Source organism: Bartonella sp. MR30HLJHH, assembly GCF_042194195.1.
GTDB lineage: Bacteria > Pseudomonadota > Alphaproteobacteria > Rhizobiales > Rhizobiaceae > Bartonella > Bartonella grahamii.
Window position 1 is genome coordinate 1 of record NZ_JBHIMO010000001.1, and the last position, 13,694, is coordinate 13,694.

Sequence of the window (13,694 nt, forward strand, 5' to 3'; positions counted from 1 at the left end):
ATCAAGCGTTGCCAATTCTCTCGCAAAAGGCATTACATTTGGACATCTATGGAGACATAGAAACTAGATGAGATAAAGAGCAATGCTGCTCGTAACAGATGCCCTTAATATCCATATGACAAAATAACGAGGATATCCAATCCTAAAGTAAAAAATATTCGCACTAAAATTGAGCTATTTTCATAAATTAAAAAATGAAATTAAGAAAAGATCAATTATCGCAAACTATACACTTTACTTTAGTGTCAAAATTATAATAATGACAAAAAATATTAAGATGCATATAACAGTAAAAAAGAGTCATATTAAAATGAAGTCGATCATTCTTATAATTTTGATTGTAAACCTTTTATCGGCTTGTGCATTAGCACCAAAGCTAAAACAGCCCAATGATAGGAACCGTGTGCCTATTAATAAAACAATCCCTGCCGAAATTAAGCGAGGAGACAAATGAAAACAAAACAAGTAAAACCAGTGAAAGCCGAACAACTTAGCAGTTATTATGAAGAAAGCCGTGGCTTAGAACGTGATCTTATTAATGAATTTATAAGATCGCGCAGAACGGCATGGCGTGTAGCGAGTACTGTTGGTCTTTTCGGCTTATTCGGTATGATATGTGGAGTCGTTGGGTTTTCTCAACCAGCTCCAACTCCCTTAGTATTGCGCGTTGATAACACGACGGGTGCAGTTGATGTTATCTCAGTCATGCATGAACACGAAGAAAGCTATGGTGAAGTTGTAGATAGATATTGGCTAAACCAATATGTGCTTAACCGCGAAAATTACGACTACGATACCATTCAACTGAACTATGACACAACAGCACTTTTAAGTGCAGCATCTGTTCAACAAGAATATTATAAAATCTATGATGGAGAAAATGCACGGGACAAAGTGCTTTCCAATAAAGCACGTATCACAGTCAAAGTACGATCAATCCAGCTTAATGGACTCGGTCAAGCAACTGTACGTTTTACGACTCAGCAACTTGACAGCAGCGGTGCTACTACCGGACCAAAACAGCACCAGATTGCAACAATTGGTTACACCTATGTCGGTGCACCCATGAAATCATCTGATCGATTGCTTAACCCCCTTGGTTTTCAAATAACAAGTTACCGTTCTGACCCAGAAATACTGTTAAATGATTAAGGAATTGATTGTTATGAAAAAACTTGCGTTCGTTGTTCTATTGTCTTCGTTTTCTTCTCTTTATACGGTACCTGTGCAGGCGCTCAAAAGTCCATCAAATTCACAATATGATCACCGCATTCGCTATATAACATATAACGAAGCCGATGTGGTTCAAATTGAAACAGTTCTTGGTGTGGCAACGCATATTATTCTTGAAGAAGGTGAACAGTATATCACTCATGCCTTTGGCGATTCAGAAGCCTATGCCTTTGCTCATAAAGGGCGGCATATTTTTATTAAACCAAAAGCAGAACTTGCCAATACCAATCTCATCGTTGTAACTGACAAACGGAGTTACAAATTCCGACTACAATTTCGAAATGATCGTGCGGGATCAACATATGAATTAGCTTTCCATTATCCCGATTCAAATGATGAAAAGTCAGAAGAAAACAGCCGACGCCTTGCGATTGAACATGGTTTTCACCAAAGTGTCAAAGGCTATAATCTCAGTTATACCATGAGCGGTCACCAAGATATTGCTCCGATAAATGCTTGGGACAATGGGCGTATTACTTACTTCAAATTTCCCGCTAACATGGATATGCCATCGATTTATGTCGTAGATGCTGAAGGAAATGAAAGCTTAATACCACGCACCGTTATCGGCAGTTCTAATGATATTATCGCCGTCCATAAGGTCAACCCTAAATGGCTCATACGGCTTGGTAAACGCGCTCTAGCTGTTTTTAATGAAGCCTATGACCCCAATGGCGTACCAAACACAACAGGGACAGTATCTTCGGTGGTTTATCGTATCAATAAAGGAGGAAAATGATGTTTGACAATAAGGAAGGAGAGGGAAAAGGTACAAAACTGGACAACGTCGAGCAAAAACATATTGAAGGTACTTATGGAGGGTCGGAACTAGGTTCTGAACGTCGTCCGACAATTCCAGGTACCCGTGCATTGTTAGTGGTAGGACTTATTGTCATAGTAACGATACCGATTGCCTTGACTTGGAAAGCTTTTAAAATGCGTAATACCGTGGAAGTTGAGGAAGAAAAACCACAACAAATAGTACAGCAAATTATACCAAACTATGTCCCTCGGATTATAGAAGAGCCGAAGATTGTAGAAGAAGCAGAAAAATCAGCACAAACAGAAGATTCAAACCTAGATATTCCACCGGCTTTGAGTAAGCTTCTTCAAACAGCCATTCCTCCACATATGCTCCAAGATTCTGAAGAATTAGCACGCAAACGTATGCTCAGTTCTAGCCTTAACAGCGGTGGTAGCGAAGGATCTACAGATGCAAATAATAAAGCATCGAATAATGATAGAGGTGGTGGCGTATTATTTGATAACCTTCAGCCCGTGCGTTTAGGTCAATCACATGCGGTGCAACTTCGTAACCGTGACTTTTTGATTACGCAAGGAACACAAATAGATTGCACGTTAGAAACAAAGATCATTACATCACAACCCGGAATGACGACCTGTCATTTAACACGCGATATTTATTCCACAAGTGGTCGTGTTGTTTTGCTTGACCGTGGTTCTAAAGTGGTTGGTTTTTACCAAAGTGGCGTACAACAAGGACAAACACGTGTGTTTGTGCAATGGTTACGCATCGAAACGCCTTCTGGTGTTGTTGTCAATCTTGACTCACCTGGCACAGGTCCTTTGGGTGAAGCGGGTATTGGTGGCTGGGTTGACAGACACTTTTGGGAGAGATTTGGTGGTGCAATTATGGTAAGCATTATTGGTGATTTAGGAGAATGGGTAAAAGGAAAAGTTAGCAAAATCAGCAAAGAAAATAAAGAGAACTCACAAAATAAAGGTGCTCAGAATGCTGAATCTATAGCAATCGATGTTCTTCAAAATTCCATCAATATCACACCAACACTTTACAAAAACCAAGGCGAACGAGTAAATATTTTTGTTGCTCGTGATCTGGATTTCAGCGATGTCTACAGTCTTGTCACACGTTAACCCGATACAGAAAGATCAAGCAGTTTTTCAGCTTCTACAACCGCTTGATTGTTTCTTAGAAGATCCCTCGATCACTGAATTATCGATTTGCCGCCCCTGTGAAGTATGGACGAAAAGCTTTAAGGGTTGGCAAGTACATAGCGTACCAGAGCTAACAACCACTTTTTTGCAAACGCTCATTACAGCTATTATCGTTTATAACGGTATGGCTCCCAAAAGTATTAATTATGTGCTATTGCCTGGTGGACAACGTGGTACAATTATACAAACACCAGCTGTCGTTGATGGTGCTCTTTCCTTTGTAATTCGTAAACATTCTCTTATAGTTAAGACGTTAGAAGAACTCAAAGAAGAAGGTGCATTTGATGATTTCTCCGACGTAAGTTTTAACAAACCTTCGCAAAAAGAAGCAAATAACTTGTTATCGAAGCAGGACTTCACACGGTTGGAGCCATTTGAAGTTCAACTTTTGCAACATAAACGTGATGGAAAAATTCTTGAATTTTTACAAGAATGCGTCTTTCACAAACGCAACATTATTATTGCAGGTAAGACAGGATCTGGTAAAACAACATTTGCTCGCTCTTTAATTGAAAAGGTCCCTGTAGAGGAGCGTATTATCACAATTGAAGATGTTCATGAGCTTTTTCTACCCAATCATCCCAATCATGTACATATGATTTATGGTAACAATGTAGGCCGTGTTTCAGCTGAAGAATGCCTAGATGCGTGTATGCGTCAGTCGCCCGACCGAATTTTTCTCGCTGAATTGCGAGGTAATGAAGCATGGGAATATCTCAATTCACTCAACACTGGTCATCCCGGATCAATTACAACAACGCATGCCAACAGCGCTTTGCAGACATTTGAACGATGTGCCACCTTGATTAAAAGATCAGAAGTTGGCCGGCAACTCGAGTTAGAAATGATAAAAATCGTTCTCTATACAACAGTTGACGTAGTGTTGTTCTTTAGAGATAGAAAACTCTCTGAAGTCTTTTACGACCCGATTTTTGCTAAATCAAAAATTGCTTAAGGAGAGCTTCCTCTCTCGGTAATATGATGCAAACAAAAAATAGCCGTAACTAATTGTTACGGCTATTTTTTAACTTTTCCTATTCTCTTTGCTTCTCCAATGCATTTTCTACGCTCTTCATGAATAAAAGAAGAAAAAAGTTAATAGACAACAACTTTATGAGAAAACCAAATTATACATAAGGCTCTCTCTATTTTCTTACCTTTGATCATTTTTTCCATTTATCTTTTGAAAAGATATGTTTGATGCAAAAAGAAATAGCTATTTCAACAAAAGAAAAGAATAAATTTTGATTCACCTATCAATAAAAGCTTCATAAAATGGGTACTTTCGATCATCACAAATAATTATCGTCATCAAGACCAAAACTTATCGTTTAAAATTCTAAGTGCTATTTTCAAGTGATTAATAAATATGTTTTTTAATCAAATAATCTCCAGATACGGAAAACCTCATACGAAATAAACTATCATTTCGATTTAGCATCTATAAACCACATTCTATTTGGTAATAAAAAGTATAGTGGCATATCAACGTCTTCTTCGGACGAAGAAAGATTCTTAACCTCCGGCTGTTCGTAAACAACCAAATTTCTCTTAAGCAAGCTTTGCTAACCATATCACGTGTCTTATGTCCCCATCCTAAAGACGATATCCATAGATTATACAGGTAAGCTCTACTCTAAATATTCCTACTCTCTTCTCTGCGCCTCAAAAAACGAAAATTCCTAAAAGCACAGATCTAAAATCCCACTTCTTAAGATGCATCACATTGATTTATAAAGAGTGTTCATTATTTTGCATGTTGGATAAAAGATCTTAGTACCGTAGAATTCTCTCATTTCAAAGCTGTTTATTAACCAAAACCATGTCTCTTGCACATTACAAGCGAATAAAGCCGTGTAGAATGAAACTGTATAAAAAAGCACTAAAGATACCTCTTATAAACCGTCCCAAATGCCAAAAACTGTCGCAACATTGGGAGTTGGAAAAGTGTCTAATGGCACCCAGCTTGCTCTTTTATGAAGTGTAAAGATGGAGATGCTCTATAAATTTTATATTATTCATCGGGACTTTACCATTATACCATACCATTATACCATCCACGAGCACTGTCGCGAAATGAGCTTGGGAAGCTTAAAGAAAGGTTTCTTTAAAACAAGCGCGTAAATTGACAAGCCAAGTGTATTTGGTTTGAGGCGTTCTGTTTTGCATAAGGGCTGTGATCTTATTAAAGAACGAGAGAAACAAAAGCGTGAGGCAATGCGTAATCTTTATTATTTAAAAGACATTACTCTAGACGCTTTTGAAAATCATAAAACTGAACTAAAAATGACGACAAAAATGGAAACTGGTTTGCACCTTTACAGCTTCATATTCCCCCCAAATTAGCAGGCTGTATACCGGTTTCAGAGATTACGCCAACACAGAGATACGTAATACTCTTAACTCTCATCTGGTAGGTAAAAGCTGCAACAGCAAAAGCTCTTTTAGAAAAACAACGCCATAAAGTCATTAATAAACCGGCAATGAATTGGAAAATATTCCAGATTTTTATCAAACACTCTGCAAAGCAACAATAATGATACAACTGGCTTTGCGTCTGCTTATTCTTACAGATGTTCGTACCCATCTCTTGCATCAATTCGTGAAGATCAGATTGAAGGAGATATATGGACAATTCTTGGCTCGAGAATATGAAAGGTCTGCGTGATACTACAGGAGATTTTCGCGTGCTCTTATGATCAGAAGCTTTAAAAATTTTAAAACAAGCACGCTTGTTTTTTCGTAATGATTTCTTTTTTCTACAACCGGTCGTGGTCCTTATTAATGTGAATTTCCTATCACAATATATAAAAGAGAGATTAAACTAAAAACCTGTCCACGTAGATTTCACTCTAGTTTACGTAATTGGCTAACAGACTCTACCTATCACACCTCAAAGGACGAAGCTTCTTAACACGCAACTAATCTGCAAACAACCCGCCCCCCTCGCCTAGCAGATTTCACCTTCTAACCACTTTAATTACCACATACTAAACACGATAGTGTTTTACGGCACAACAGAATAAATACCAAAACAATGACTGATTATACCGTTAATACTTGGAAACCTCTCTTTCATGTTAAGAAATATCTTTTATGCTGAAAAATAAAAAACACTTTTACTGCTTAAACAATTTTCTTAAGCATACATACAAGAAAAAACGAAATACCCTAACATAATAAATAAGACCTAAACCTAGAAATCTCTATTTTTATAGATAAAAACATATAAAATCAAAACCTACAAAACTCATCAAAATACAACATGTTTTCTTTGATGATTGAATTCATTCAACTCAAACGAACCTATAAACATCGCTTATTCCACATTCGCAACATGTATTCTTAGAATTCTTACTACCGTTTTCTAAATTTTTAGAGAAAGCTATAAATTTGCTATTTTTTCAAACGTCTTATCTGCTCTTTAATGAATTTAAATCTATGACGTTACAATAATTTTAAATTACTTCCCCCTTAACTGTATGATCTATCTCTACAAGAGATAGGGATTTTACGTTCTCCATTTTTTGAGAACTATAAATTTTGTTTTTTAATGCGATTAACAATCCAATCTTTAAAATAAAAAATATAACCTTTAAATATATATAATGATATTATCAAAAATTCCTAATCCCTGAATATTAGCAATGTTTTCGATATTATAATAAACGTATCGTAAAATGACGAGCTGTCATAATGATCACTCCTTTGTATTTCATATGAATAATTTATATGCGTTATAATATTTGTATCAGCATTTATTTTTTGTGCTATGTTTATGCAGAGTTATCTTTTTTATAAAAAATAATTAATTGAATCTGTATTAAAGTGCAAATTCTGATACGAATTTAAAAAATAAAAACACATGGCATATTGATTTTATTGTTTTTACATAGAACACTATTTAAAGTATAATTTACCCAGACAACTAATGCCTTTTTAAAGGCAAGAATGACTATGGTAACCGCCTCATAGAAGCCAATAATTTTTTAGAGATTAAACCTCAATAGGCGCAAAAAACACGTACAATTTTCTGTTTTTCTTTTTACTATTCGTTAATCTGTCAATTTTCAAAGTAATATTCAACTATGAGTTTTCTGCTCAGCCATTGCAAGGATTGCTTAATTTTTAGGGATTACTTCGCTTTTAGAATGATTATAGCTACTACGTCTTCATAAGCAGCCGCCCCTCTTTTGGAGATTTAATTGCTAAAAGGAGATACAATTTTCTACCTTGCTCTTTATTTTCATCAATCAGTAAATTTTCAAATGCGGCGTTCAACCATGAGTTTTTTAATTTCAGCAATCGCTTTCGCTGGATTTAATCCCTTTGGACAAGTTTGCGCACAATTCATAATCGTATGGCAACGATAAAGGCGGAAAGGATCTTCTAAATTATCAAGACGTTCACCACACATCTCATCACGTGAATCCGCAATCCAGCGATAAGCTTGAAGCAAAACAGCGGGGCCCAAATAACGATCACCGTTCCACCAATAACTTGGACATGAAGTCTGACAACACGCACACAAAATACACTCATAAAGGCCATCGATTTTTTGGCGATCGGAGTGACTTTGTAACCATTCTTTCGCAGGTTCAGGAGAAACTGTTTGCAACCAAGGCTCAATGACTCGATGTTGCGCATAAAAGCGCTTCAAGTCAGGAACCAAATCTTTAACAACCGGCATGGAAGGCAAAGGATAGACTTTAATGGGGTGTTTTACATCATCCATCCCTTTGGTACAAGCCAATGTATTGGTTCCATCAATATTCATCGCACATGAACCACAGATGCCTTCACGACAAGATCGACGAAGTGTCAAAGTTGGATCAATATGGTTTTTAATAAACAAAAGCCCATCAAGAATCATTGGACCACAAGCAGAACGATCTACGTAATAAGTATCCAGACGAGGATTATTCTCATCATCAGGCGACCAACGGTAAACATGAAATTCTGTCAGCTTTGTCGCACCTTCAGGTTTAGGCCAGACCTTCCCCGGTTTTACTTGAGAGTTTTTGGGAAGCTTAATTTGTACCATAATTCGTGTCTCCCCTTAATAAACCCGTTTTTTAGGTGCAATGCGCTTTAAATCGATCCCACCATCAGCTTCAGATGTTAACGGGTCCACATGGACAGGTCGATATGATAACGTCACCTTACCCTCTTTTGACAAATGTGAAAGCGTATGTTTACGCCAGTTTTTATCATCACGCTCTGGATAATCTTCACGAGCATGAGCGCCACGGCTTTCTAAACGAGCTTGTGCAGAATGAACAGTCATGATTGCATTCGCCATGAGATTTTCAAGCTCTAATGTTTCAACCAAATCAGAATTCCATATCAGAGAACGATCTGTGACTTTGAGGTCAGATAATTCCCCCCAGATTTTATTCATCCGCTGACATCCTTGTTGCAAAGAATCTTCTGTACGGAATACAGCCGCGTCTTCTTGCATTGTGCGTTGCATTTTTTCACGCAATAAAGCTGTTGGTATCGCCCCTTGTGCAAAACGTAAACGATCAAAACGCGCTATAATTTCGTCAACAGCTTCTTCATTGATGGGTGGAATTTCTGCATTCCGATCAATAACTTCGCCCGCGCGAATGGCAGCAGCACGACCAAACACCACAAGATCAATTAATGAATTTGACCCCAAGCGATTAGCCCCATGAACAGAAGCACATCCTGCTTCTCCTACCGCCATCAGCCCTGGTTGAATACGATCAGGCGAATCAGCCGTCGGATTGAGAACTTCTCCGTAATAATTGGTAGGAATCCCACCCATATTATAATGAACCGTTGGCAAGATGGGGATAGGCTCTTTTGTTACATCCACACCTGCAAAAATCCGTGCTGATTCCGAAATTCCCGGTAAACGCTCGTGCAAAATTGCAGGATCGATATGGTTGAGAACCAAATGAATATGGTCCTTCTTAGGTCCAACGCCACGTCCTTCACGAATTTCAAGTGTGATACAACGCGAAACCAAATCACGTGAAGCCAAATCCTTAAAGGAAGGTGCATAGCGCTCCATAAAGCGTTCACCTTCAGAATTGATTAAATAGCCTCCTTCACCACGAGCTCCTTCTGTAATTAAGCAGCCAGAACCGTAAATCCCTGTAGGATGGAATTGCACAAATTCCATATCCTGAAGTGGCAATCCAGCGCGTGCGACCATTCCACCACCATCACCCGTACAGGTATGCGCCGATGTCGCGGAAAAATAAGCTCGTCCATAACCACCGGTTGCAAGAACAACCATTTTGGCAGAAAAACGATGTATTGTACCATCATCGAGATCCCATGCCACAACCCCCGTACAAACCCCATCCGTCATGATAAGATCGAGAGCAAAATATTCAATAAAAAATTGCGCATCATGCTTTAAGCTTTGTCCATAAAGCGTATGCAAAATGGCATGGCCTGTACGATCAGCTGCTGCACAAGTACGCTGAACAGGTGGACCTTCACCAAATTGTGTCGTATGTCCACCAAAAGGACGTTGATAAATTTTGCCTTCTTGCGTCCGCGAAAAAGGAACGCCATAATGTTCTAATTCGTAGACAGCAGCAGGTGCATTACGCACCAAATACTCCATTGCATCGGTATCACCCAACCAATCAGAACCTTTCACGGTATCATATAAATGCCACTGCCAATTGTCAGGTCCCATATTTGAAAGCGATGCAGCAATCCCCCCTTGTGCTGCAACCGTGTGTGAGCGAGTTGGAAAAACCTTCGTAATACAAGCTGTCTTTAATCCTTGTTCCGCCATACCAAGTGTTGCACGTAATCCTGCACCACCTGCCCCAACAACAACAACATCAAATTTATGATCTACAGTGCGATAAGGGGCGTTACCTGCTCTAGCGCCCAGAGATGATCCTGTACCCGCCATACTTGTTTAACCCCCTAATGCAATTTTGAAAAGAGAAAAAATAATGACACCACCTATAAGAAAACAAAATGAAATATTTAACGTCAAAAAGAATATCCGGAAACCTTCACGTGGAATATAGTCTTCAATCACCACTTGCATACCAAGTTTCATATGATAAAGGACTGAAAAAGTCATCAATCCCATCAAAATAGCCACAACAGGATGTGCAAGCCGTGCACGCACAATACTATAATCCTTGCCTACAAGCGAAAGAATAAGAACAATAAAAAATATCAAAAGCGGCAGATTGACAAGCCCAGTCAAACGCTGTAGCCAAAAGTGCTCTGTTCCTTCATGAGCACTCCCATGCCCCCGTACTTTTCCAAGTTCCGTTCGAAAGTCTTTTTTCATATCTCTTTTCACCCCCAGCTAAACAACGCTATATCCAATAATCCAAATTACAAAAGTAACAATAAGAGAAATAAACACTGTCGCCCAAGCAGTGACTGTTGCCTTTTCTTTTGCCAAAAGGCAAGGCATCATATCCCAAACAATGTGGCGAATACCACCAACCATGTGATGAACCCCTGCCAAAGTATAAAGAAACAAGATACACAATCCAAACCAAGAACTATAAATCTCGTGAACCGTTCTGAATGCCTCCTCCCCACACGCAATAGCAATTAACCAAACAGCAAGAAAGACCATTCCAACATAAAGTGCTATACCCGTAACGCGATGCGCAATGGACATAGCCATAGTAATTGTCCAACGATAAATACTTATATGAGGGGAACGAGGGCGCTCTTTTATCCTAGTTGTTTCTGTCATAAAATATCCTGACCTGGTTTTTACTGCAACCGCAATGAACGAGAAAATCCGCATAAAACGACTAAATATATTATCTCGTTTTTACTTGTTTGGCATCTCAAGATACCAATATTACAGGTCGGTTGTCTCAAATAACGGATTAAAGGTCACGCATAAAAAAACCGATTACTCCACGGATATAATCCGCAATACTCGCCTTAATCTAATACAATTTTATCTTCACGTCAAAGGTCTAACATCTTTTCTCAAATATAAATAGGCATTTTTTCAGATTAAACTTATCTTTTTGAGTATCCACGATATATGCAATGATATCTAAATTCACCCGTTATTAAGAATAAAAAGAGGCAAAAATTGATAGATTAAACATTTTTATGTCCCCTCCAAGCCTTTTAAAAGACAAAACGAATCATAAAAGACACAAAAAGCGGCTTTTATGCCGCTTTTGCATAAAGTTTAGCCGATATAATCTTTACTCAGCAACTTGCTTTTCAACATCTGTGCTTACAGCTGCTGCTTCTACTTTCTCAACAACCTTTTCAGCTTTTTTCCGATAATCTCTCTTTTCAGCGATACGCGCAGCTTTACCTCTCAAACCACGAAGATAATAGAGTTTTGCACGGCGCACTTTACCACGGCGCACCAGCTCAACACCTTCAATCAACGGAGAATAAACAGGAAACACCCGTTCCACCCCTTCACCATAAGAAATCTTGCGTACTGTAAAGGTCTCATTCAACCCACCGCCTGAACGTGCAATACAAACACCTTCGTAAGCCTGAACACGCGTCCGCGTACCTTCCGTCACACGCACCATGACACGGACTGTATCTCCTGGCTGAAAGGCTGGAAATTGGCGCTTTTTTTCAATTTTTGCACATTGTTCAGCTTCAAGTTGTGCGATAATATTCATTTCTTTTATCCTTCATGTTCTTTATCGAACAGTCAGAGCGCTCAACTCTTACCAAAAAAGCCTTTATTAAGAATAAGGAGCTCTTTAGGCTATGCCTTACACAGGAGCGAATACACCATTCCTTCATTTAATTTTGGAACTACAGAAAACCTTTTATAAAAAAACTCTCTAAAAAGAGAGCCATGCAATACACCACCTTATCATATGAATCAAGTTTTCTGATGATTTTTATCATAACGCGCATAAAGATCAGGACGACGTTGACGTGTTAACAATTCGGCTTGACTTTGACGCCAATCTGCGATCGCTTTGTGATGACCTGAGAGCAACACAGGCGGAATACCCCGCCCTTCGAAAAGGGAAGGACGTGTATATTGCGGATGTTCCAGCAAGCCATTTTCAAAACTTTCACTCTTCGCAGAAGCTGCATTCCCCATCACTCCAGGCAAAAGCCGTATAATAGCATCTAAGATAACCAATGCAGCTGTTTCACCCCCTGAAAGAATATAATCACCTATAGAGACTTCTTCTAATTCTCGTGCTTCTATGACTCGCTCATCAACCCCTTCAAAACGTCCACAAACTAACGTTACACCCGTATCACGAGCCAAGCTATGCGCATAAGCTTGGTCAAAAGGGCGCCCACGTGGACTCATCAACAATCTTGGCGAATCCTGTGGACAAAAATCAAGAGCAGCCGCCAATACATCCGCCCGCATTACCATACCAGCCCCCCCACCAGCAGGTGTATCATCAACGCTATGGTGTTTGTCCAAAGCAAAATCCCTAATCTGTACCGTCTCCAGTGACCAAATTCCGCGCTCCAAAGCTTGCCCTGCTAAAGAATACCCTAAAAAACCAGGAAACATTTCAGGATAAAGGGTTAAAACGCGCGCCTGAAACTTCATTTTATTTCTCATCCTTATTTTCTTAAACAGACTCTTAATAGCAAAAATAGCACAAACAAGACTTTTAACGCTATAGCGTTAATCTGAATCTCCTTGATCTGCATCATATTCAATACGATCCTTCTAAATACTTGCACTAAAAAAAGACTCTAAAAACTCAGAACTATCTCAAGATAAAGTGTTTACAATATCTACTCAAAAGTGCATTTTTAATATTTTCACACTCTCCACTTTTCATTGACGAAATTCATCGGTTATTTTTACCTTCATCTTTATTTTTAGATTCAAGCTATTTCCTTTTTATCATTGTCTCCCCCATCACTTAAACCAGCTGCCATGGGATCAACAACAAGAAAACCAGAATCCATACAAATTTCTGGTACCGCCACCTTACTAAAGGGAATAAGAACTCTTTTACCCGTATTCAAACGTATTTCAAGCAAATCACCAGCCCCGAAATTAAAGAAACCACACACTTCACCCACGACTTTTCCCCCACAATCTTGAACACGCAAGCCTATTAAATCAACTTGATAAAACTCATCCTCATCCAGATCATCAATTAATTGATCACGCATCACATAAAGACGAATACCTTTTAAAGACTCAGCAACATTACGATTTTCTACCCCTTTAAAACGTACAATCGCCTTATTTTTTTGTATACGAAGAGTTACAATTTCATAAGAACGCCCCATATCATCATAAAGAGTGCTGTAGGACTTGAAACGCTGTGGCTCAGCACTTAGAATTTTAACAAAAACATCTCCTTTTATACCATGAGGCATACCAATAATGGCAAGATAGACTTTATTTTTAAGCTTTTCTTTATTATACTTCATGCAAAAATATTATCTCTCAAAAATGAACCCTTCAATCTTATAGTTTTCTATTCAATCTTGTTGCCATATGAGACAATCTTCTAAAAGAACTTTCTTGGTAACAA

General features: G+C 38.6%; 12 protein-coding genes and 1 pseudogene. 6 read left to right on the plus strand and 7 right to left on the minus strand.

Annotated features, from left to right (window positions below; all coding sequences use genetic code 11):
• Window positions 1-310 precede the first annotated feature (310 nt).
• From ACFIKR_RS00005 to ACFIKR_RS00030, 6 genes and pseudogenes are all read left to right on the plus strand, one after another.
• Window positions 311-454: a TrwH protein gene (locus ACFIKR_RS00005; RefSeq protein WP_375658340.1), complete on the plus strand. Its 144-nt coding sequence runs from the start codon at window positions 311-313 to the stop codon at window positions 452-454.
• A complete protein-coding gene (locus ACFIKR_RS00010) occupies window positions 451-1,152 on the plus strand; it encodes a virB8 family protein (protein ID WP_375658341.1) in 702 nt (233 codons plus the stop codon). The genes ACFIKR_RS00005 and ACFIKR_RS00010 overlap by 4 nt, the downstream gene beginning before the upstream one ends.
• Window positions 1,153-1,165: 13 nt before the next feature.
• Window positions 1,166-1,972 carry a P-type conjugative transfer protein VirB9 gene (virB9, locus tag ACFIKR_RS00015; protein ID WP_375658342.1) on the plus strand — a complete coding sequence of 269 codons (807 nt, stop codon included), beginning with the start codon at window positions 1,166-1,168 and terminating at the stop codon, window positions 1,970-1,972.
• On the plus strand, window positions 1,972-3,129 hold the full coding sequence (virB10, locus tag ACFIKR_RS00020) for a type IV secretion system protein VirB10 (protein ID WP_375658503.1): 1,158 nt from the start codon (window positions 1,972-1,974) through the stop codon (window positions 3,127-3,129). The genes virB9 and virB10 overlap by 1 nt, the downstream gene beginning before the upstream one ends.
• Window positions 3,104-4,165, plus strand: coding sequence for a P-type DNA transfer ATPase VirB11 (gene virB11, locus ACFIKR_RS00025; protein WP_375652517.1), 1,062 nt, complete (start codon window positions 3,104-3,106; stop codon window positions 4,163-4,165). The genes virB10 and virB11 overlap by 26 nt, the downstream gene beginning before the upstream one ends.
• Before the next feature lie 1,034 nt (window positions 4,166-5,199).
• Window positions 5,200-6,124 (plus strand): annotated as a pseudogene (locus ACFIKR_RS00030) (integrase).
• Window positions 6,125-7,474: 1,350 nt separating this feature from the next.
• On the opposite strand, the gene ACFIKR_RS00035 reads toward ACFIKR_RS00030, so the two are convergent.
• From ACFIKR_RS00035 to rimM, 7 genes are all read right to left on the minus strand, one after another.
• Entirely contained in the window at window positions 7,475-8,254 is a 780-nt protein-coding gene (locus ACFIKR_RS00035; protein WP_375658343.1) for a succinate dehydrogenase iron-sulfur subunit, read from the minus strand.
• Between the two features lie 15 nt (window positions 8,255-8,269).
• Window positions 8,270-10,114, minus strand: coding sequence for a succinate dehydrogenase flavoprotein subunit (sdhA, locus tag ACFIKR_RS00040; protein ID WP_375658344.1), 1,845 nt, complete (start codon window positions 10,112-10,114; stop codon window positions 8,270-8,272).
• Between the two features lie 6 nt (window positions 10,115-10,120).
• Entirely contained in the window at window positions 10,121-10,507 is a 387-nt protein-coding gene (sdhD, locus tag ACFIKR_RS00045) for a succinate dehydrogenase, hydrophobic membrane anchor protein (RefSeq protein WP_375658345.1), read from the minus strand.
• Between the two features lie 18 nt (window positions 10,508-10,525).
• Entirely contained in the window at window positions 10,526-10,927 is a 402-nt protein-coding gene (gene sdhC, locus ACFIKR_RS00050; RefSeq protein WP_375658346.1) for a succinate dehydrogenase, cytochrome b556 subunit, read from the minus strand.
• A gap of 472 nt (window positions 10,928-11,399) precedes the next feature.
• Entirely contained in the window at window positions 11,400-11,840 is a 441-nt protein-coding gene (rplS, locus tag ACFIKR_RS00055; protein WP_375658347.1) for a 50S ribosomal protein L19, read from the minus strand.
• A gap of 209 nt (window positions 11,841-12,049) precedes the next feature.
• Window positions 12,050-12,748, minus strand: coding sequence for a tRNA (guanosine(37)-N1)-methyltransferase TrmD (gene trmD / locus ACFIKR_RS00060; protein ID WP_015857039.1), 699 nt, complete (start codon window positions 12,746-12,748; stop codon window positions 12,050-12,052).
• Window positions 12,749-13,032: 284 nt separating this feature from the next.
• Window positions 13,033-13,590 (minus strand): ribosome maturation factor RimM, encoded by a 558-nt coding sequence (gene rimM / locus ACFIKR_RS00065; protein ID WP_375658348.1) that lies wholly within the window; start codon window positions 13,588-13,590, stop codon window positions 13,033-13,035.
• Window positions 13,591-13,694: the final 104 nt, after the last annotated feature.